The sequence below is a fragment of the Burkholderia aenigmatica genome (genome assembly GCF_902499175.1).
In the GTDB taxonomy this organism is placed as follows: domain Bacteria; phylum Pseudomonadota; class Gammaproteobacteria; order Burkholderiales; family Burkholderiaceae; genus Burkholderia; species Burkholderia aenigmatica.
Map to the genome: position 1 here is coordinate 1 of NZ_CABVQC010000094.1, position 20,361 is coordinate 20,361.

General features: G+C 66.0%; 17 protein-coding genes. 12 read left to right on the top strand and 5 right to left on the bottom strand.

Going from position 1 to position 20,361, the window contains the following annotated elements; genetic code table 11:
- The 6 genes from BDO18943_RS39020 to cyoD form a co-directional block, all read left to right on the top strand.
- A partial coding sequence (locus tag BDO18943_RS39020) for a substrate binding domain-containing protein (protein WP_210771973.1) occupies nt 1–492 on the top strand: 492 nt, incomplete at its 5' end.
- Between the two features lie 773 nt (nt 493–1,265).
- On the top strand, nt 1,266–2,795 hold the full coding sequence (locus tag BDO18943_RS39025; protein WP_175026345.1) for a complex I subunit 4 family protein: 1,530 nt from the start codon (nt 1,266–1,268) through the stop codon (nt 2,793–2,795).
- 270 nt (nt 2,796–3,065) lie between these two features.
- Nucleotides 3,066–3,953, top strand: coding sequence for a ubiquinol oxidase subunit II (gene cyoA, locus BDO18943_RS39030; protein WP_175026346.1), 888 nt, complete (start codon nt 3,066–3,068; stop codon nt 3,951–3,953).
- A 3-nt stretch (nt 3,954–3,956) separates the two neighbouring features.
- Complete coding sequence (gene cyoB, locus BDO18943_RS39035) at nt 3,957–5,963, top strand: cytochrome o ubiquinol oxidase subunit I (RefSeq protein WP_122945742.1); 2,007 nt, start codon at nt 3,957–3,959, stop codon at nt 5,961–5,963.
- Nucleotides 5,963–6,571 carry a cytochrome o ubiquinol oxidase subunit III gene (gene cyoC / locus BDO18943_RS39040; RefSeq protein WP_043189157.1) on the top strand — a complete coding sequence of 203 codons (609 nt, stop codon included), beginning with the start codon at nt 5,963–5,965 and terminating at the stop codon, nt 6,569–6,571. Before cyoB ends, cyoC begins: the two co-directional genes overlap by 1 nt.
- On the top strand, nt 6,572–6,904 hold the full coding sequence (cyoD, locus tag BDO18943_RS39045) for a cytochrome o ubiquinol oxidase subunit IV (protein ID WP_043189160.1): 333 nt from the start codon (nt 6,572–6,574) through the stop codon (nt 6,902–6,904).
- A 108-nt stretch (nt 6,905–7,012) separates the two neighbouring features.
- Here the strand turns inward: cyoD and BDO18943_RS39050 are convergent, their stop codons facing one another.
- Complete coding sequence (locus tag BDO18943_RS39050; protein WP_175026347.1) at nt 7,013–7,312, bottom strand: DUF4148 domain-containing protein; 300 nt, start codon at nt 7,310–7,312, stop codon at nt 7,013–7,015.
- Nucleotides 7,313–7,528: 216 nt separating this feature from the next.
- Here BDO18943_RS39050 and BDO18943_RS39055 point away from each other — a divergent pair, with 216 nt between their 5' ends.
- Genes BDO18943_RS39055 through BDO18943_RS39065 form a run of 3 tightly spaced genes read left to right on the top strand, consistent with a single transcriptional unit; the run spans nt 7,529 to nt 10,291 of the window.
- Nucleotides 7,529–8,203, top strand: coding sequence for a response regulator transcription factor (locus BDO18943_RS39055; RefSeq protein WP_043189293.1), 675 nt, complete (start codon nt 7,529–7,531; stop codon nt 8,201–8,203).
- 11 nt (nt 8,204–8,214) lie between these two features.
- A complete protein-coding gene (locus tag BDO18943_RS39060) occupies nt 8,215–9,606 on the top strand; it encodes a sensor histidine kinase (protein WP_175026348.1) in 1,392 nt (463 codons plus the stop codon).
- 19 nt (nt 9,607–9,625) lie between these two features.
- Entirely contained in the window at nt 9,626–10,291 is a 666-nt protein-coding gene (locus tag BDO18943_RS39065) for a response regulator transcription factor (protein WP_175026349.1), read from the top strand.
- 73 nt (nt 10,292–10,364) lie between these two features.
- Here BDO18943_RS39065 and BDO18943_RS39070 read toward each other — a convergent pair whose 3' ends face one another.
- From BDO18943_RS39070 to BDO18943_RS39085, 4 genes are all read right to left on the bottom strand, one after another.
- Nucleotides 10,365–10,625, bottom strand: coding sequence for a DUF4148 domain-containing protein (locus BDO18943_RS39070; RefSeq protein WP_175026350.1), 261 nt, complete (start codon nt 10,623–10,625; stop codon nt 10,365–10,367).
- A gap of 117 nt (nt 10,626–10,742) precedes the next feature.
- Nucleotides 10,743–12,158, bottom strand: coding sequence for an efflux transporter outer membrane subunit (locus tag BDO18943_RS39075; RefSeq protein ID WP_175026351.1), 1,416 nt, complete (start codon nt 12,156–12,158; stop codon nt 10,743–10,745).
- Nucleotides 12,151–13,326, bottom strand: coding sequence for an efflux RND transporter periplasmic adaptor subunit (locus BDO18943_RS39080; protein WP_175026352.1), 1,176 nt, complete (start codon nt 13,324–13,326; stop codon nt 12,151–12,153). The genes BDO18943_RS39075 and BDO18943_RS39080 overlap by 8 nt, the downstream gene beginning before the upstream one ends.
- Nucleotides 13,316–16,534: an efflux RND transporter permease subunit gene (locus tag BDO18943_RS39085; RefSeq protein WP_175026353.1), complete on the bottom strand. Its 3,219-nt coding sequence runs from the start codon at nt 16,532–16,534 to the stop codon at nt 13,316–13,318. Before BDO18943_RS39085 ends, BDO18943_RS39080 begins: the two co-directional genes overlap by 11 nt.
- A 296-nt stretch (nt 16,535–16,830) precedes the next feature.
- On the opposite strand from BDO18943_RS39085, the gene BDO18943_RS39090 reads away from it, so the two are divergent.
- From BDO18943_RS39090 to BDO18943_RS39100, 3 genes are all read left to right on the top strand, one after another.
- The gene (locus tag BDO18943_RS39090) at nt 16,831–17,199 is read left to right on the top strand and encodes a hypothetical protein (RefSeq protein ID WP_011352503.1); all 369 of its coding nucleotides are present in this window, start codon (nt 16,831–16,833) and stop codon (nt 17,197–17,199) included.
- A 143-nt stretch (nt 17,200–17,342) separates the two neighbouring features.
- On the top strand, nt 17,343–19,226 hold the full coding sequence (locus tag BDO18943_RS39095) for an extracellular solute-binding protein (RefSeq protein ID WP_175026354.1): 1,884 nt from the start codon (nt 17,343–17,345) through the stop codon (nt 19,224–19,226).
- A gap of 52 nt (nt 19,227–19,278) precedes the next feature.
- Nucleotides 19,279–20,322 (top strand): microcin C ABC transporter permease YejB, encoded by a 1,044-nt coding sequence (locus BDO18943_RS39100; protein ID WP_175026355.1) that lies wholly within the window; start codon nt 19,279–19,281, stop codon nt 20,320–20,322.
- Nucleotides 20,323–20,361 lie beyond the last annotated feature (39 nt).

Below are 20,361 nucleotides of genomic sequence, written 5' to 3' on the forward strand. Positions count from 1 at the left end.
CACCACCATCTACGAAACTTGAATTCAGGAAAGATTCAAGTTTCTATCGGGGCGACAACTATTTTGCCGCGGGGGGGCTTCGTGACGGTCGCTTCGCCGGCATACCTGCAGTCGCGGGGTGTGCCCGATACGCCAGACGACCTGGTCGACCATACCTGTCTGCGTTATGTGATGGTCAACAGCGGACAATTCCGAGACTGGACGTTTGTTCGTGGCGGGGATCAGTACCGCCATTTCCCCGTGGGACCGTTGGCCAGCGACCATGCGTCAGCGCTCCTGGCGTTGTCAGAAGCCGGGGGCGGTATCTTGCAAGCTCCGTATTATGTCGTCGCGTCGTCGTTGGCCGCGGGGCGACTTGTTCCTGTCCTCGGCGACTTCAAGAGTGTCGGCGCCCCTTTGTCGGTGGTCTATGAGAAAGCGCGCCAAGCCTCCGCGCGCACCAGGCTTGCCGCCGACTTCTTGTTGGCGCTTGGCGAGCGGCTGTCAGGTTGATGCGGGATTCAAAGTCGTCGCGTCGCTTGTCGTGATGGCGCAGGGCGCATTGCTGCTCGCGCTCGAACCGTTCTCCGTCGTACTCCACCCGCATGTACTGCAGGATGTCGCGCATGGCGACGCGAGGCGATCGTCACGACGCCGGCGTCGAAGTCGGCTCCGCCCGCCGCAAATTACATGTTCGACGAGCGCAATATCGTCGATGCGATGACGCTCGCGTCGTCCATTTTCCCGCGCTACACGATCGCCATCGCATGATGACGACGCACATATGGGGCCGCTCGAGTCATCCATGATTGCGGTTGGAAAGTGAAGGATGCGGGCGCAGCGACCATTCGCTCGACCTGCATCGTGTAAGGCCAAATGAAATAAAATTGAAAGTATTGATGTAAGGATTCGGCGCCATATGCTCGCCGTCCTGCCGGGCATCAACAAGCGCATTCCGACCCTCCGAAATGGCTCGCCGACGTCAAAAATGCGGCGCTGCGTCGTTTTTCGCGATCGTCCTCGTCGGACAATACAAAAAATTACTCATAAAAATCAGTGGTATAGGCTGATGCCGAAAATCTGCGCATTGCTGCGATGCAGAAAATAATCAATCGCCTTATGCTGGTTAACCCGATCGCATTTGAGCGGCGTCAAGTTTTCCGATGATGTCGCTTTACATTTTGCCAACACTGGCGATTCACGAAATCTATCTGTCGATTTGATTTCGTTCCTTTCGTCTCGCCTGTCCCCGATGCAGTGCGCGACTTCATCAAGGCCTAGTTGACATGCATGATTTCCCCTTTCTGAGCCTGGCCATCTGGGCTCCGATCCTGTTCGGCGCGTGCCTGCTGCGCGCCGGTTCCGATCAACATCCGCGTCGAACGCGGCTGATCGCGCTCGTCGGCGCGCTGGTGGGGCTGGCGGCGGTCGTTCCGCTGGTCGCCGGTTTCGATGCACACTCGGCTGCGATGCAATTCGTCGAAAGCCGCAACTGGCTGGCGGCGTTCAATTCCGGATGGCGGGTCGGCATTGACGGCGCGTCGCTGTGGCTCGTCGTGCTGACTGCGTTCACGACGCTCGTGGTGGTGGTGGCGTCGTGGGAGTCGGTCACGGTGCGTGTCGCGCAGTACTACGCGTCGTTCCTGATCCTGTCGGGGCTGATGGTCGGTGTGTTCGTCGCACAGGACGGGCTGCTGTTCTTCATCTTCTTCGAGGCGACGCTGATCCCGCTTTACCTGCTGATCGGTACGTGGGGGCGGGAGCGTCGCGTGTACGCGGCCGTGAAGTTCTTCTTCATCTCGTTCGCCGGCTCGCTGATGCTGCTGATGGCGATGCTGTACCTGTACGCGCAGTCGCATACGTTCGACATGGCCGTGTGGCGCACGCTGCAGCTCGGCTTCGCACCGCAGTTGCTGGTGTTCCTCGGCTTCTTCGCCGCATTCGCGGTCAAGGTGCCGATGTGGCCGGTCCACACGTGGCTGAGCGACGTCTACACCGACGGCCCGACCGGCGCCGCGCTGATGCTCGCGATGCTCAAGCTCGGCGGCTACGGGTTCCTGCGCTTCGCGTTGCCGGTCACGCCCGATGCGAGCCACTTCTTCGCACCGGCCGTGATCGCGCTGTCGCTGTTCGCGATCGTCTATGCCAGCCTGATCGCGCTCGCGCAGACCGATCTCGGCAAGCTGCTCGCGTATTCGACGGTCGCGCACATGGGGATCGTGACGCTCGGGCTGTTTCTGTTCAACCGGATCGGCGTCGAAGGCGCGATCGTGCAGCTCGTGTCGTACGGCTTCGTCGCGGGCGCGATGCTGTTGTGCGTGAACGTGCTCGTCGATCGCACGAAGCAGCGCGAAATCGCCGCGTACGGCGGTGTGGCGGGCGTGATGCCGCGCTTCGCGACCTTCACGGTGCTGTTCGCGATGGCCAACGTCGGCCTGCCGGGTACGTCGGGGTTCGTCGGCGAATTCATGGTCATCATGGGCGCGATCCGCTTCAACTTCTGGATCGGCGCCATCGCGGCGCTGACGCTGATCCTCAGCGCGTCGTACACGCTGTGGATGCTCAAGCGCGTCGTGTTCGGCAAGGTCGCAAGCCAGCGGATCGCGAAGCTCGCCGACCTGAACCGGCGCGAGATCGTGATGTTCGCGTCGCTCGCACTGGTCGTGCTGGCGGTCGGCATCGATCCGAAGCCGTTCACCGATGCGATCGATCCGACCGTCGGCAGGCTGATCGAAGACGCGAGCCATTCGAAGCTGCCGACCGGGGATGGCCCTGCGCAGCCGCAGCCGTCATACATGGCATCGACGCGCAACTGAGCGCGGCACGTCGCGTGAGCGGGGCGCATCGCATGGCGGTGAGGTCGTTGCACGCGCATCGATCGCGGTCCGGCGCAGGCAGCGCCGGGCCTGCTTTCGGCTGCGTGAAATTGCCCCGCGACAATCTGTCTCACGGCAGATTCTGCAATGATGATTTTCCGCATTAGCTGGTTTTTCATCGCACTCGCGCGACGTATGATTCGGCCACTTTCGTGGATCGAATGCGCATCGGGCATACGCAAACGGATTCAATGACCCTCGGGCTGTGTGATGAAAAGAAAAGCTTCAAAAGGCGGAGTGGCGCTGATGTCGATCGGCGCGGCTTTGAGCCTGTCAGGCTGTAATTTAGATGTACTAAATCCGAAAGGAAGCGTGGGCGCTGCCGAAAAGGCGCTGATCGCAACGTCCACCTGGGCGATGCTGATCGTCGTCATTCCGGTGATCCTGCTCACGCTGTGGTTCGCGTGGCGTTACCGCGCGTCGAACCGCAGCGCCACCTACGCGCCGAACTGGTCGCACTCGACCGCGATCGAGGTCGTGATCTGGACGGTGCCGACGCTGATCATCCTGTTCCTCGCCGTGCTCACGTGGAAGACCACGCACGAGCTCGACCCGTACAAGCCGCTCGAGTCGTCGGTGAAGCCGATCGACGTCGAGGTCGTCGCGCTCGACTGGAAGTGGCTGTTCATCTATCCGGAACTCGGCATCGCGTCGGTGAACCAGCTCGCGATTCCGGTCGGCACGCCGGTGAACTTCCGCATCACGTCGGATTCGGTGATGAACTCGTTCTTCATTCCGCAGCTCGGCGGCCAGGTCTACGCGATGGCCGGCATGCAGACGCGCCTGCACCTGATCGCCGACGAGCCCGGCAACTACGCGGGCACGTCCGCCAACTTCAGCGGCCGCGGCTTCTCCGACATGAAGTTCCGCACGCTCGCCGAGCCGCGCGAACAGTTCGATGCATGGGTGCAGAAGGTGAAGGCGTCGCCGGACCGGCTCGACGCGACCGTGTACGGCACCGTCGCGCAACCGAGCGAGAAGGCGCCCGTGCGCTACTTCTCGTCGGTCGATCCGCGACTCTTCCACAACATCATCGCGAAATACAACGATGGCCACGTCCTCGACCTGAAGGACGCCGCCTGCGGCACGAAGGGGTAACGCATGTTCGGCAAACTCACACTCTCGGCGATCCCGTTCGATCAGCCCATCATCATGGGGGCCGGTGTCTTCATGGGGCTGGTCGTGCTGGGCATTCTCGCCGCGCTGACGATCACCGGCCGGTGGAAATGGCTGTGGACGGAATGGCTGACCACGGTCGACCACAAGAGACTCGGCGTGATGTACATCATCGTCGCGCTGATCATGCTGCTGCGCGGCTTCGCCGACGCGATCATGATGCGCATGCAGCTCGCGCTCGCGTACAACGGGCCCGGCTACCTGCCGCCGCACCACTATGACCAGGTCTTCACGGCTCACGGCGTGATCATGATCTTCTTCATGGCGATGGTGTTCATGGTCGGCCTGATGAACCTGATCGTGCCGCTGCAGATCGGCGCGCGCGACGTCGCATTCCCGTTCATCAACTCGCTCTCGTTCTGGATGACGGCCGTCAGCGCGATCCTGATCAACGTTTCGCTCGTGATCGGTGAATTCGCGCAGACCGGCTGGCTCGCCTATCCGCCGCTGTCGGAGCTGCAGTTCAGTCCGGGGGTAGGGGTCGACTACTACCTGTGGGCGCTGCAGATCTCGGGCGTCGGCACGCTGCTGACCGGCGTGAACTTCTTCGTGACGATCATCAAGATGCGCGCGCCGGGCATGACACTGATGAAGATGCCGGTGTTCACGTGGACCGCGCTCTGCACGAACGTGCTGATCATGGCGTCGTTCCCGATCCTGACCGCGACGCTCGCGCTGCTCGGCCTCGACCGTTACCTCGGCATGCACTTCTTCACGAACGAAGCCGGCGGCAACGCGATGCTGTATCTGAACCTGATCTGGGCATGGGGTCACCCTGAGGTGTACATCCTGATCCTGCCGGCGTTCGGGATCTTCTCGGAAGTCATCGCGACGTTCGCGAAGAAGCCGCTGTTCGGCTACAAGACGATGGTGTATGCGACCTGCGCGATCATGGTGCTGTCGTTCCTCGTGTGGCTGCACCACTTCTTCACGATGGGCTCGGGTGCGAACGTGAACGCGTTCTTCGGCATCATGACGATGATCATCGCGATCCCGACCGGCGTGAAGGTGTTCAACTGGCTGTTCACGATGTACCGCGGCCGGATCGAATTCACGACGCCCGTGCTGTGGACGATCGGCTTCATGGTCACGTTCACGCTCGGCGGCATGACCGGCGTGATGATGGCGATTCCCGGCGCGGACTTCGTGCTGCACAACAGCCTGTTCCTGATCGCGCACTTCCACAACGTGATCATCGGCGGCGTGCTGTTCGGCTATCTCGCGGGCTTCAACTACTGGTTCCCGAAGGCGTTCGGCTTCAAGCTGAACGAGAAGCTCGGCAAGGCCGCGTTCTGGTTCTGGCAGATCGGTTTCTACGTTGCATTCGTGCCGCTCTACGTGCTCGGCTTCATGGGCATGACGCGCCGGATCAACCACTACGACAACCCGGCCTGGCATCCGTGGCTGCTGGTCGCCGCATTCGGCGCCGTGCTGATCGCGATCGGCATCGCGTGCCAGCTGCTGCAACTGGTGGTCAGCATCCGCAACCGCAACCTGCCCGAGTACCGCGACACGACGGGCGATCCGTGGGGCGGCCGCACGCTGGAGTGGGCGACCTCGTCGCCGCCGGCCGACTACAACTTCGCGGTGATCCCGCAGGTGCGCACGCTCGACGCGTATGCGGACATGAAGGCACGCGGCGAAGGCCGGCCGAACCCGGCGTCGATCCGCGACATCCACATGCCGTCGAATACCTGCGCGGGCCTCGTGATCGCGATCTTCAGCCTGGTGCTCGGCTTCGCGCTGGTGTGGCACATCTGGTGGATGGCGATCGGCGGGCTCGTCGGGATCATCGCGACGCTCGTGATCTACAGCTCGCGCGATAACGACGGCTATTACATCCCCGCGTCGACGGTGCGGAAGATCGAAGACAAGCAGCCGACGAAGCGCGTGGCTGCGCGCGTCGACGACGTGGAACTGGAGGCCAACTGATGTTGCAGAAAACCTTGAGCGCAACCCTGCTCGAGCACGACGACCATCCGCCGTCGCACTCAGTGTTCGGGTTCTGGCTGTACCTGATGACCGACTGCGTGATCTTCGCGGCGCTGTTCGCGACGTTCGCGGTGCTCGGCCACCAGTATGCGGGCGGCCAGACCGCGAAAGACCTGTTCGACATTCCGGGCGTCGCGGTGGAAACCGCCGCGCTGCTGCTGTCGAGCATCACGTACGGTTTCGCGATGCTCGCGGCGTACAAGCAGCGGCGCGGCGCGCTGCTCGCGTGGCTCGCGGTGACGTTCGTGCTCGGCGCGGCGTTTCTCGCGATGGAACTGCGCGAGTTCTCGCACCTGATCGCGGAAGGCGCAGGCCCGCAGCGCAGCGCGTTCCTGTCGGCGTTCTTCACGCTGGTGGGCACGCACGGGCTGCACGTGACGGCCGGCCTGCTGTGGATGATCGTGCTCGCCGGGCAGATCGTGTTCCGCGGCGGCGACCTGACCGATCGCGACCTGCGACGCCTGACGTGCCTGAGCCTCTTCTGGCACTTCCTCGACATCGTGTGGATCTGCGTGTTTTCCTTTGTCTATCTCGCGAGCGTGATCTAAATGGCCCATTCGCATTCGTCTCAACTCGAAGAAGGGCACGGCAGCGTCGGCGGCTACTTCGCCGGTTTCATCCTGTCGGTGCTGCTCACGGCCGCGTCGTTCGGCCTCGTGATGGGCGGCGTGCTGTCGCCGCACGCGTCGCTGATCGCGCTTGCCGTGCTCGCGTTCGTGCAGATCGTCGTGCACCTCGTGTACTTCCTGCACATGAACGGCTCGTCGGGCCAGCGCTGGAACGTGATGGCGTTCAGCTACACGGTGCTGACCGCGGCGATCCTGATCATCGGCACGCTGTGGGTGATGCACAACGTCAGCATGAACATGATGTCGCGCTGAGCGGCATCGCGGCGCAGCGGTCGAACTCCATGCGCTTTCATGAACAAAAGGCGGCACGCGAGTGCCGCCTTTTTGTTTTTTCCGGCTGGGATGCGCCGGGCGGCGGGGTCAGTGCGGGGTGCCCGCATCGGCAGTCAGCGCATGCGTGCAGTCCGCACGGTACTCGGCGGCGAGCCGATGCTTCGCACCGTCGAGATCGTCGGGGTAGTAGGGGCTCGCGTGCGCGGGATCGTAGCCGACCTGTTCGAGTTCGGTCAGTTCGCGCACGAGGTCGGTACGCGTGACGTCGTGGCCGGTGTGGACGAACGGGTAAGCGTTGCATTCCTGCGGCGTCAGGTGAGGTGCCGCGAACGTGGCGGTGCTGGCGCATGCGAGCAGCATGCAGGCGACGGTAGTCGACAGTTTCATCCGGTAGCTCCTGGTTTCGCGGCCCGATGCCGCATGACGCCAGCGTAGGCGGCACGCACGACGGGGCGGGCGACGCCCGGATGAAACATCTTTTACCCGTGCGCCGAGGGGCTGGATGAAGCAATTTTCATGTAACGCCGGACGGCGACCGGGTCGTCTACGATAGTCGCGGGCGCATGGCGTGCGCCCGTCATGACGTTCATTGCGAGGGCAACCATGCGAGTACTGACGGTCGAGGATGATGCGGTGACCGCGAACGAAATCGTCGGCGAACTGACCGCGCGCGGGTTCGAGGTCGAGTGGATCGACAACGGCCGCGAAGGCATGTTGCGCGCGATGAGCGCATCGTACGACGCGATCACGCTCGACCGGATGCTACCGGGCGCGGACGGCCTCGCGATCCTGACCGCGATGCGCACGGTCGGCATCGATACGCCGGTGCTGATGCTGAGCGCGCTCGGCGATGTGGACGAGCGCATCCGCGGGTTGCGCGCGGGCGGCGACGATTACCTGACGAAGCCGTTCGATTCCGGCGAGCTGAGCGCCCGCATCGAGGTGCTGCTGCGTCGCCGGCAGGCGTCGGGCGTGCCGCAGCAGACGCTGTTGAAGGTCGGTGCGCTCGAGCTCGACCTCATTTCGCGCTGCGCGCGTCGCGGGGCCGACGAGATTCCGCTGTTGCCGACCGAATTCCGCGTGCTCGAATTCATGATGCGCAATGCGGGCCAGACGATCACGCGCACGATGCTGTTCGAAACCGTGTGGGGCTATCACTTCGATCCCGGCACCAACCTGATCGACGTCCACATGGGCCGGTTGCGCAAGAAGATCGATCCGCCCGGCGCGAATCCGATGATCCAGACGGTGCGCGGCTCGGGCTACATGCTCGCGTGACGGAGGCCAGGATGGATGCGGCTCGCGCGGCGAACTTCACGCGCCGCTGGCACACGACGACGTTTCGCTGGCTGTGCGCGTATGCGGCGATCTTCTCGGTTTCGCTGCTGCTGCTCGCGGGCGTGATCAGCGTGGCCGCGACGCACACGATGACGCGCGACACCGACGAAGTGCTCGCGTGGCAACTGATCTATTTCGATTCGATTCCCGATGCCGAGCTGCCGCTCGCGATCCATCGGCGGCTCGAGCACGAGCACATGCATACCAGCTTCTACGGGCTGTTCGACGCGAATGGGCGCCGCGTGGCCGGGGACATTGCAACACTGCCGGCGCTGCGCACGGATCGCGACGGGCGCACGCTGAACCGCACGCTTGCCCCGCTCGACGGCCAGCCCGCGCCGATTACGCGCGCGATGGCCGTACGCCGCGACAACGGGATGACGCTGGTGGTCGCGCGCGACCTGTCGCATTTCATCCAGATCCGCGATGTCGCGATCCGCGGGCTCGTGATCGGCGGCGTGATGATCCTGATCGCGGGCATCGCGGGCGGCAGCATGCTCGGCATGCGGCAGATGCGCCGCGTCGCCGCGATCCGGCGCGTCACGCGGCAGATCGCCGAGGGCGATCTCGGCAAGCGGCTGCCGGTCGGACGCCATGACGAACTCGACCTGCTCGCGCATCTCGTGAACCACATGCTCGACGAAGTCGAGCGGCTGATGGGCGAGGTACGTCATACCTGCGACGGTATCGCGCACGATCTGCGCACGCCGCTCGCCCGCGTGCACACGATGCTGGCCCGGCTCGCCGAGCAGCCGTTTTGCGCGGACGACCCTGCGTCGTCGGCACTGCTCGCGTCGGCGCGCGACGAGACCGATCGGTTGCTCGAGCGCTTTCGCGCGATGCTGCGCATCTCCGAGATCGGCACGCTGAGCCGGCGTGGCGGCTTCGCCGCGGTCGACGTCACGGTGTTGCTGCGCGACGTCTGCGAGCTCTACGAACCGCTGGCCGAAGCCGTCGACGTGTCGTTCGAACTCGACGCGACACCGGTCGACCGCATTCATGGCGATCGCGCATTGCTGTTCGAGGCGTTCAGCAATCTCGCGGACAACGCGATCAAGTTCACGCCGCCAGGCGGGCGCGTGCGCGTCGCGCTCCATGCGACACCGAGCGGGCCGCTCGTGCGATTCGAAGACACCGGGCCCGGCATCCCGCCCGCTGAACGAGACGCGGTGCTCGAGCGCTTCTATCGTGGCGAGCGCACGCGCCATGTGAGCGGCTCGGGACTGGGACTGAGCATCGTCTCGGCGGTGATGCGCGTACACGGCTTCGAGTTGCGAATCGGCGATGCGCCACTGGCTGGTGCGGCGATCACGGTCGAGTGCTGGCCGCGCTCGCTCGCATGAAGGCGTCAGGGAACCGTCGATGCGCATCCTGCTGATTTCCCCGCCGAACCCGGAAGCCACGCGGCTCGACAAGGCATTTCGCGAGAGCACGCATGGCGTCGAGCGCGTCGACGGATGGCGCGACGGCTGCTTCGTGGCGACGCAGGAGCGGTTCGATGCCATCGTGATCGTTGCGTCCGACACGGCTACCGGCCCGGCGATCCTCGATGCACTGCCGCGACTCGCCGCATCGGCCGAAGGCGCGACGATTGCGACGATCGTGGCCGGCGCGACAGCCGCGCAGCGCGCGCAGATGCTGCAGGCCGGCTGCGACGTGTGTCTTGCGCATCCGTGTTCGTTCGTGGAACTACATGAGCGATTGCGCGCGCTGTGGCGCCGCACGGGCGTCATCGCGATGCGCGAGTCGGTCCGACTTGACGCGGCCACGCGCGCACTCGAAGAGCATGGCCGGCGGCTGGCGCTCAGCACACGGGAATTCCGTCTGGTCGAATGCCTGCTGCGTGAAGCGGGGCGGCCGGTCGGGCGCGATGCCGTGCTGCGTTATGCGTGGGGCGATGCCGATGTCGAACCCGAGACGGTCAACGCGCTGGTCGTGCGGTTGAGGCGCAAGCTGGCCGCGCATGCCTTTTCCGCGCGGATCGAAACGGTCGCGCGATTCGGGTTCAGGTTCGATGCGGGTGGATGACGACGCTGTATCGCGTCGCGCTTGAGGATGGCACGCATGCCGCGCGTCGCGCGGCATGTTCGATTGCGTGCGGTCAGTGCGAATAGAGTTCGCGATTGAGCTGCGCGAGCTGGCCGTCGCGCTCGGCGCGGACGAGCTGGCGATAGACTTGCGCGCGTGTCAGCGGCGTTGCCGGCCGTGTGTTCCATGCCGGTTGTTGCGACGACAACGGTGCGGTTGCGGTCGCGGCGACCGTCTGCGGTGCAGCCGCGGTGTCGGGCTGCGTTGCGCTGGCCCGGCCGGGCAGCGCGATGCAGAGCGCGGAAAGGGCGGTGGCGAACATCAGTGTCTTCATGGCGTGATCCTTGTCGAAGGTCGAAGGTCGAAGGCCGGTGGCGCGGATGCGGTGCCGGCCTGAAACACGTTATCGGGTGCGCCCCTGCGGGCGCCCGGCGTGCCGATGAAGAAACGTTCATGAACGCGCGTCGTGCCAGCCGCCGCCGAGCGCGCGCACGAGCCCGACGGATGCCTGCAGGCGTCGGGCGTCGACGTCGAGCGACGCGATCTGCGTATCGAGTTCGGTCGTCTGCGCGGTGACCACGTCGAGATAGCTGACTGCGCCGTCGCGATAGCGCGACATCGCCAGCGCAAGCGAATGCCGTGCCGCGACGAGCGCCGCGTCGTCCTGGTCCGATTCGTCGCCGAGGCGGTGCAACTGCGCAAGATCGTCCTCGACCTGGCGGAACGCCTGCAGCACGACGGCGCGATAGCGTGCGCCCTGTTCGTCTAACTGCGCTCGCGCGTTGCGTACGCCGGCGGCACGCCGTCCGCCGTCGAACAGCGTCATGGCGAGACGCGGTCCGATCGACCAGATCTCGTTTGGCGCAGCGAGCCACGGCGAAAATGTATTGCTCTGGAAGCCGGCGTCGAGGCCGAGCGACAGGTCGGGAAAGTAGGCGGCGCGTGCGACGCCGATCCGCGCGTTCGCGGCTGCGACGCGGCGTTCGGCGGCGGCGACGTCCGGCCGGCGTTCGAGCAGCGTCGATGCGAGACCGGTCGGAATCGACGGCACGCCCGGCAGCGCCGCAGCGGGCGGCAGCGAGAACGTCGACGCGGATGCGCCGACGAGTGCCGCGATCGCATGCTCGTCGAGCGCGCGACGGGCCGCGATGTCGGACGCGCGCGCTTGCGCAAGTGCGAGTTGGGTTTGCGCACGCGACACGTCGAGCCCCGACGCGAGGCCGCCGCGATGGCGACTGACCGTCAGTTGCCATGCACGGCGGTACGTGTCGATCGTTTGCGCGAGCGTGTCCGCTTCACGGTCGAGTCCCGCGAGGTCGAAGTAGGTGCTGGCGACGCCGGCCTGCAGGCTGAGCCGGACCGACGCGAGGTCGTCGTCGGCCGCCTGCGCGTCGTCGCGGCCGGCCGCGACCGTGTTGCGGACCTTGCCCCACAGATCGACGTCGTAGCCGAATCCCGCTTCGACCGTGTTCGACTCATAAGTGTCGGGCTGGCCGCTGCCGCGCAGCGGGCGGCGCGCTGACTGACGGTCGCGGTCGGTCTCGGCATCGATACCCACGGTCGGCAGCAATGCCGCATGCGCCTCGTCGAACAGCGCGGCGGCTTCGTCGTGCCGCGCGACGGCGGCGGCCAGGTCGGGATTCGCGCGTGCCACGAGCGGTTCGAGCCGGTCGAGTGTCGCATCGCCGTACACGCGCCACCAGCCGTCACGTGGCAGGCGATCGGCCGGTGCGGCATCGACCCATGCACCCGTTTCGCGAAACGCGGTCGGCACGGGAACGGCCGGCGCGCGATAGGTCGGCGCCAGCGAGCAGCCGGCGAGCAGCGCGACACTGCCCAGGCACACAGCGAGCAGACGGTCAGCCATGCGCACGCTCCGTCGTCGCGGCGCTGGCGATACGCACGGGATCGCCGTCCGCGAGCGAATCGGGCGGATTGTCGATCACGCGGTCGCCAGCCGCGAGCCCCGACGCGATCTCGACGCGCGTGCCGAGATCGGTCGCGATCGATACGTTGCGCAGCCGCGCATGCCCGCTTGCATCGAGCACGGCAACTTGCAGTCCGTCGTGGCGGAAGATCAGCGTGCTGGCCGGAATCGTCAGCGCATGCGCGGCGCCGGGCATCGCGATCCGCACCTGCGCGTATTCGCCCGGGAACAGCGTGCCCGCCGGGTTGGCGATCGAGAATTGCGCGAGCAGCGTGCCGGAGGCCGGGTCGATCGATTGCGCGGAATCGGCGAGCGTGGCGTCGAACGTCATGCCGGGGCGCTCGGGGACCGTCAGCGCGACACGCATGCCTGCGCGGATCGCGGCCGCGTCGTCTTGCGGGACGTGGACGTACAGTCGCAGCTGCCGCGCATCCGAGACGGTGAAGAGCTCGGCGCCGTTGCCGCTGCCTGCATCGATCAGCGCGCCGACATCGGTCTTGCGGGCCGTCACGATGCCGTCGAACGGCGCGGTGAGCCGCTTGAACGACTCGAGCGCTTCGAGCCGTCGCACGTTGGCGGTGCTCGCCGCGACGGCCGCGCGTTTGGCGTCGAGGTCGCTGCGTTTCTCGTCGGCTTCCTGCTGCGAGACGGAATCCTGCGCGAGCATCTCGGCCCAGCGGGCGGCCGTGACGGCCGCAAGCCGTTCGTTCGCCGTGGCGCTTTGAAGGTCGGCGCGTGCCTGCTGCAACTGCTGGTCGAGATCGGGCGTGTCGATCGACGCAAGCAACTGGCCGGCCTTCACATGCGCGCCGATGTCGGCATACCACGCGTGCAGATAGCCAGGCACGCGCGCGTAGATCGGTGCGTCGACGTACGCGTCGAGCCGGCCGGGCAGCACCAGCGCGTCGGCCCCGGCCGGCTGCGGTGCCACCGTCGCGACGGTCGGGATCGCCTGTTGCACGGTCCAGGCGGCCACCGCGTGCGCATCGTGCATGCGTGCGACGAGCCCGGTCGCCGCGACGGCGAGCGCGGCGACGGCGCCCGCGATCGCGAGCGGTTTGAGATAGCGCGGCGTGCCAGGGGGGCGGACGTCGAATTCAGTGGACATGCTGTTCTCCCGGAGTGAGGGGCAGGGATTCGGAACGAGGCGCGCGATCGCGCCGGTGGACGAGGCTGAACACGACGGGCACGAACACCAGCGTCGCGACGGTCGCGCACAGCAGGCCGCCGATGACCGCGCGGCCGAGCGGCGCGTTCTGCTCCCCGCCGTCGCCGAGACCGAGCGCCATCGGCGCCATGCCGATGATCATCGCGAGCGCGGTCATCATCACGGGCCGAAAGCGCGTGAAACCAGCCTCGAGCGCGGCGACGGCCGCGTCTGCGGTATGCGCGAGCCGTTCGCGCGCGAAGGTCACGACGAGGATGCTGTTCGCGGTCGCGACCCCCATGCACAGGATCGCGCCCGTCAGTGCCGGCACCGACAGCGGCGTGCGCGTGACGAACAGCATCCAGACGATGCCGGCGAGCGCGGCGGGCAGGCCGCTCACGATCACGAATGCGTCGCGCCACGAATGGAAGTTGACGACGATCAGCAGGTAGATCAGCAGGATCGCGCCGGCGAGGCCCGCGAGCAGCCCGCCGAATGCGCTGTTCATCGTCTGTACCTGGCCGCGCACGGTGACGCGCGATCCCTTGGGCAAGCCGGCCGCGTTGTCGCGCAGCACGCGTTCGATGTCGGCGCTGACCGCACCGAGATCGCGATCCTGGGTCGTCGCGAAGATGTCGTACAGCGGTGCGATGTCATAGTGCGACACGACCGCGTCGGTCTGTCCACGCACGATCGTCGCGAGACCGCCGAGCAGTTGCGGCGCGCCCGTGCGGCCCGTGACGGGCAGCGCGCGCAGGTCCGATAGCGACGTCATCCGGTACTGAGGTGTCTGCGCGACGATCGGATACGACACGCCGTTGTGTGGGTCGAGCCAGTAGGTCGGCGACACCTGACTCGTGCCGGACAGGCTCGCCACCACGGCATTGGTGACATCCTGCTCGGTGATGCCGAGTTGCGCTGCACGCGTGCGGTCGACCGATACCGTGAACTGCGGATAGGTCGACGCCTGCTGGACGCGCGCGTCGGCAACCCCGGGCACGCGGCGGATGCGCCGCAACAGCTCGGTGGCATAGGCGCGGTTGGCGGCACGGTCGGGGCCCGTCACCTGCACGTCGATCGGGGCGGGCGCGCCGAAGTTGAGGATCTGGCTCACGATGTCGGCGGGCAGGAACGAGAACGTCGCGCCGGGAAACGTGCGCGGCAGCACCGTACGCAACTGCTTGACGTAGTCGGCCGTCGGCGCGTGGTCGCCCGTGAGCGACACGAGGATGTCGCCGTCCTGCGGGCCGATCGTGCCGCTGTTGCTGTACGTGAGGTTGATCCCGCTGTTCGGCAGCCCCATGTTGTCGACGATGCTCGCGACCGCGCGCGGCGGCACGACGCCGCGCACCGTCTGCTCGACGTGGTCGAACAAGGCGGCCGTTTCCTCGATGCGCGTGCCGATCGGTGCGCGCACGTGGATCGCGATTTCGCCCGCGTCGACCGACGGGAAGAAGTTGCGTCCGAGCCACGGCACCAGCACGAACGACACCGCGACCGCGGCCAGGAACAACGCGACGAAGCGTGCGCGATGGGCGAGTGCGAGGCCGAGCACCGTGCGGTAGCCGGCACGCAACGCGGCGAAGCGGCGTTCGAACCCCTGCTGGAACGCGACGAGCGGATTGCGCGAGTGCGGCGGCGGGAACGGCGCGCCGTGTGGCGCGAGCACGGCTTCCGGATGCGCGGCATGCGGCTTCAACAGGTAACGGGCCATCATCGGCACGAACGTGCGCGACAGCACGAACGACGCGATCATCGCGAAGATCACGGCTTCGGCCATCGGCACGAACAGGAAGCGGGCGACGCCGTCGAGCAGCAGCATCGGCACGAACACGATGCAGATGCACAGCAGCGACACGAAGGCCGGCGCGACGATCTGCGACGCGCCGTCGAGGATCGCATCGCGCACGTTCTTGCCCTGTTCGAGGTGCCAGTTGACGTTCTCGATCGTGACGGTGGCATCGTCGACGAGAATGCCGACCGCGAGCGCGAGTCCGCCGAGCGTCATCACGTTGAGCGTCTCGCCCGCGGCCGCGAGCGCCGCGATCGCGGCCAGCACCGCGAGCGGAATGGAGGCGGCGATGATCAGCGTCGAGCGCCAGCTGCCGAGGAACAGCAGGATCATCGCGGACGTGAGCGCGGCGGCGATCAGGCCTTCGCGCGCCACGCCGCTCACGGCGCCCTTGACGAACACGGACTGGTCGCCCATCACGACGAGCCTGAGCGACGGCGGCAGGGTCGCCTCGATGTGCGGCAACTGCGCCTTGACGCCCGAGATGATGTCGAGCGTCGACGCCGAGCCGCTTTTCAGCACGCTCATCAGCGCCGCGCGACGGCCGTCGACGCGGACGATGTTGCCCTGCGGCGGATAACCGTCGCGGACGTGTGCAACGTCGCGCATGAAGATCACCGCGCCGTTCACGGACCGGATCGGCAGCGCGTTGAGCTGGTCGATGGTCAGCGGGCTGTCGTTGAGCCGGATGTTGTATTCGAAGCCGCCGATTTTCTGCGTGCCGGCCGGGATGATCTGGTTCTGCTGCGCCAGCGCGGTCGCGACATCCTGCGCGGACAGCCCCTTGGCCTGCAGCGCCTGCGGGTCGAGATCGATCTGCACCTGGCGCACCTTGCCGCCGTACGGCGACGGAATCGCGACACCGGCGACGGACAGCAGCTGAGGCCGGATCACGTTGGTCGCGTAGTCGCCGAGCTGCTGTTCGTTCAGGGTGTCGCTCGTCAGCGCCAGCTGCAGCACGGGCACGGTCGATGCGTTGTAGTTGAGGATCTGCGGTGGCGTGGTGCCCGGCGGCATCTGCTTGAGCACGGTCTGCGAGATCGACGTGACCTGCGCGGTCGCGGTGCGGATGTCGACGGTCGGCTGGAAGAAGATCTTGACGATCCCGAAGCTGCGGAACGACTGCGACTCGATGTGCGCAACGTCGTTGACCGTCGTGCCGAGCGTGCGCTCGTAGTAGGTGACGATGCGCCCGGCCATGTCGGCCGGCTGCAGGCCCGAGTAATTCCACACGACGCTGATGACCGGAATCCGGATGTCGGGGAAGATGTCCGTCGGCGTGCGCAGCGCCGCGAGCGGCCCCGCGATCAGGATCAGCAGTGCGAGGACGATGAACGTGTAGGGGCGCGCGAGCGCCAGTCGGACGAGTTTCAGCATCGGCGAGTTCTCCGCCGGCGCGGGGCGCCGGCCTGTCAGCGAATTGCCGAAGCGCGGCGGGAGCCCGATTCGGCTCGCGCAGTGTGCGTGGCGCGGCTTAACGCAGAGCGCGGGCCAGGATGAAAGATGTTTTAGGAAACGGGCGCGAGGGGCAGGACGGGCGTCGATTGTTACAAGACGTTAGCGCGGGCTTCTCGTTGCGATGCGGCGCATCAGTTCTTACAAAGTGGAAATATGCGGAGACGGCGCTTGCCGTTATAGTCGAATCACACATGAAACAACCAGAAGAGGAATCCATGAAGACTTTGCGTGTTGCCTCGCTCTTGACCGGTATGACGGCCTTGCTCGTGTCGGGCGCAGCAATGGCAGGAGTCAATGTCGGGATCAATCTCGGCGTTCCGGCGCCGGTCTACGTCGCGCCCGCACCCGTGTATGCGCCGCCGCCTCCGCCGCCGGTCGTCTATCAGCCTGCGCCGGTCTACGCGCCGGCCCCTGTCTACGCGCCGGGGCCGACCATCGTGATCGGCTGGCATGGCGACCGCTACTGGGACGGCCGTCGCTACTGGGGCCGTGACGAGTGGTACCGCCATCACGGCCGCGGCTGGGGTGGTGATCGCGGCGATCGTGGCCACTGGGACAACGGCCGCCACAACGGCTGGCACTGATCGGCAGGGCGCGCCCGCCTGATGCGCGCGCCCGCGATCCGCTCGTGAAGAAACCGCCCGCGTGGCGGTTTTCTTTTGGCTCGCCGGCTTGAATGGGTAGAATCGTCCCTCGTTACTACCCTCATTCGACCGACAGGGCCTCTATGACGAAGGGTTCGCCCCGGGCCGCCGCCGCGCGTGTCCGCTCCGGTGCGATGCGTGCCGTACGGGCTGCCGGCCGCACGGCCGCGGTGTTCGCGCTGCAAGCGGTGCTGGCCGCGACCGCTGCGCACGCGGCCTACGCCATTGCACAGTACGGCGAGCCGAAATATCCGCCGGGCTTCAAGCATTTCGACTACGTCAACCCCGATGCGCCGAAGGGCGGCACGCTCGTGCTGGCGAACCCGAACCGGCTGACGTCGTTCGACAAGTTCAACCCGTACACGATGCGCGGCAATGCCGCGCCGGGCATCGACATGCTGTTCGAGAGCCTCGTGACCGGCAGCTCGGACGAGCCGGCGTCCGCGTACGGACTGCTCGCCGACGACATCGACATCGCGCCGGACCGTCGTTCGGTCACGTTCCACCTGAATCCGCGCGCGCGCTTCTCGAACGGAGATCGTGTCACCGCCGACGACGTCAAGTTCTCGTTCGATACGCTGAAGAGCAAGCTGGCCGCGCCGCAGTTCGGCGCGTATTTCGCGGAGATCACGAAGGCCGTGGTCGTCGATCCGGCCACCGTGCGCTTCGAGTTCCGCAGCGCGGACCGCGAACTGCCGCTGATCGCCGGCGGTGTACCGGTGTTCTCGCGCAAGTGGGGATTGCGCGCGGACGGCTCGCGCATCCCGTTCGACCAGCTCGCGTTCGAGCAGCCGATCGGCAGCGGCCCTTACCTGATCGAGCGTTACGACAACGGCCGGAACATCACCTATCGGCGCGACCCGGCATACTGGGGCGCCGACTTGCCGGTACGGGTGGGCACCAACAACTTCGAGCGGATCGCCTACAAGCTCTACGGCGAAGGTGTCGCGCGGCTCGAGGCGTTCAAGGCAGGTGAATACGATGTGCTTGTCGAGAACATTGCGCGCAATTGGGTGCGGCAGGATATCGGCAAGCGTTTCGACAGTGGCGAGTTGATCAAGCGCGAGTTTCGGCAGCACAACGGCGCGGGCATGCAGGGCTTCTTCATGAACCTGCGCCGGCCGCTGTTTCGCGATGTGCGTGTGCGCCAGGCGCTCGATCTCGCGCTCGACTTTGAATGGCTGAACCGTCAACTGTTCTATGGCGCTTATACGCGCCTCGACAGTTACTTTGCCGATACCGACTTGCAGGCAACCGGTTTGCCGGGGGCGGGTGAACTCAAGCTTCTTGAACCGTTGCGCGCGCAACTCGATCCGGCCGTGTTCGGTCCGATGGTCGTGCAGCCGACTACGAACCCGCCCAATTCGCTGCGCGCGAACTTGCTGAAGGCGCGTGCGTTGCTCGAGCAGGCGGGCTGGACCTATCGTGACGGCGCGTTGCGCAACGCGCAAGGAGAGCCGTTCACATTCGAGATCCTTGACGACGCGGGCTCCCCGTTCAAGGCGATCGTGGCGGCTTACCAGCGCAATCTTGCGAAGCTCGGCATCGACGTGCGCTTTCGCACGGCCGATTACGCGCTGCTGCAAAAGCGCCTGGACGCGTTTGACTACGACGTGACACCGATCCGTTACGTCGGGGTGCAGGTGCCGGGTGCCGAGCAGTTTGCGCGTTATGCCAGCAAGTTCGCGGATGAGCCTGGGTCGGACAATGTCATTGGCCTGAAGTCACCGGCCGTCGACGTACTGCTGCACGCGCTCGCCGTCGCGCAGACGCGCGACGAGCTGCTCGACGCGACCCACGCGCTCGACCGCGTGCTGATGCACGGCTACTACGCGGTTCCGCAGTGGTACAGCGCGACGCACCGGATCGCGTACAAGCGCACGCTCGCCTATCCGCAGACGCTGCCGCTGTACTATTCGGCCGAGGGCTGGGTCGTGTCGACCTGGTGGGCGAAGCCCGATCACTGAGCCACGCCGCCCCAACGTCCAACCCCGCCTACCGATCGCGAGTCGACGCCCTATGTGGAGCTACATCCTCAAACGCCTGCTGCTGATGATCCCGACGCTCATCGGCGTGCTGACCCTCACGTTCGCGGTGATCCAGTTCGTGCCGGGCGGCCCCGTCGAACAGGCCGTGCAGGAATTGCGCAAGGGCGCGACGGAGCAGGGTGCGGCGCCATTCGGGATGCGTGCGCATACCGGCGTCGACGCGCAGCAGCTCGCGCAGCTCAAGGCGCTGTACGGTTTCGACAAACCGCCGCTCGAACGCTACTGGCTGATGCTGAAGCGCTTCGCACGCTTCGATCTCGGCGACAGCTACTTCCGCCACCAGAGCGTGTGGTCGCTGATCGTGCAGAAGCTGCCCGTGTCGATCAGCATCGGTTTGTGGACGTTCTTCCTCACGTACCTCATATCGGTGCCGCTCGGCATCGCGAAGGCGGTGCGCAACGGTTCGCCGTTCGACGTCGCGACGAGCCTCGTCGTGCTTGTCGGCTATGCGATTCCGGGCTTCGTGCTCGGCGTGCTGCTGCTCGTGCTGTTCGGCGGCGGCTCGTTCTGGCAGCTGTTCCCGCTGCGCGGGCTCACGTCGGACAACTTCGCCCAGCTGTCGCTCGTCGGCAAGGTGCTCGATTACCTGTGGCACATCGCGCTGCCGATCACGGCCTCGGTCGTCGGCAGCTTCGCGGTCGTCACGATGCTCACGAAGAATGCGTTCCTCGACCAGATCCGCCGGCAATACGTGCTGACCGCGCGCGCGAAGGGGCTCTCCGAGCGCAGCGTGCTGTGGAAGCACGTGTTCCGCAACGCGATGCTGCCGCTGATCGTCGGCTTCCCGGCCGCGTTCATCGGCGCGTTCTTCACCGGCAGCCTGCTGATCGAGACGCTGTTCTCGCTCGATGGCCTCGGGCTGCTGTCGTACGAATCGGTCGTGCGGCGCGACTATCCGGTCGTGCTCGGCACGCTGTACCTGTTCACGCTGATCGGGCTCGCGACCAAGCTGATCTCCGATCTCTGCTATGTGTGGGTCGATCCGCGCATTCAATTCGACACCCTGGAGCGCTGACATGAAACCGTCCGTCTGCATGCCCGGCGTCACCGGGCG

Coding starts and splice junctions, on each gene's coding strand:
- BDO18943_RS39025 (WP_175026345.1), top strand. CDS start 1,266: ATGCATGATTTCCCCTTTCTGAGCCTGGCCATCTGGGCTCCGATCCTG.
- cyoA (WP_175026346.1), top strand. CDS start 3,066: ATGAAAAGAAAAGCTTCAAAAGGCGGAGTGGCGCTGATGTCGATCGGC.
- cyoB (WP_122945742.1), top strand. CDS start 3,957: ATGTTCGGCAAACTCACACTCTCGGCGATCCCGTTCGATCAGCCCATC.
- cyoC (WP_043189157.1), top strand. CDS start 5,963: ATGTTGCAGAAAACCTTGAGCGCAACCCTGCTCGAGCACGACGACCAT.
- cyoD (WP_043189160.1), top strand. CDS start 6,572: ATGGCCCATTCGCATTCGTCTCAACTCGAAGAAGGGCACGGCAGCGTC.
- BDO18943_RS39050 (WP_175026347.1), bottom strand. CDS start 7,312: ATGAAACTGTCGACTACCGTCGCCTGCATGCTGCTCGCATGCGCCAGC.
- BDO18943_RS39055 (WP_043189293.1), top strand. CDS start 7,529: ATGCGAGTACTGACGGTCGAGGATGATGCGGTGACCGCGAACGAAATC.
- BDO18943_RS39060 (WP_175026348.1), top strand. CDS start 8,215: ATGGATGCGGCTCGCGCGGCGAACTTCACGCGCCGCTGGCACACGACG.
- BDO18943_RS39065 (WP_175026349.1), top strand. CDS start 9,626: ATGCGCATCCTGCTGATTTCCCCGCCGAACCCGGAAGCCACGCGGCTC.
- BDO18943_RS39070 (WP_175026350.1), bottom strand. CDS start 10,625: ATGAAGACACTGATGTTCGCCACCGCCCTTTCCGCGCTCTGCATCGCG.
- BDO18943_RS39075 (WP_175026351.1), bottom strand. CDS start 12,158: ATGGCTGACCGTCTGCTCGCTGTGTGCCTGGGCAGTGTCGCGCTGCTC.
- BDO18943_RS39080 (WP_175026352.1), bottom strand. CDS start 13,326: ATGTCCACTGAATTCGACGTCCGCCCCCCTGGCACGCCGCGCTATCTC.
- BDO18943_RS39085 (WP_175026353.1), bottom strand. CDS start 16,534: ATGCTGAAACTCGTCCGACTGGCGCTCGCGCGCCCCTACACGTTCATC.
- BDO18943_RS39090 (WP_011352503.1), top strand. CDS start 16,831: ATGAAGACTTTGCGTGTTGCCTCGCTCTTGACCGGTATGACGGCCTTG.
- BDO18943_RS39095 (WP_175026354.1), top strand. CDS start 17,343: ATGACGAAGGGTTCGCCCCGGGCCGCCGCCGCGCGTGTCCGCTCCGGT.
- BDO18943_RS39100 (WP_175026355.1), top strand. CDS start 19,279: ATGTGGAGCTACATCCTCAAACGCCTGCTGCTGATGATCCCGACGCTC.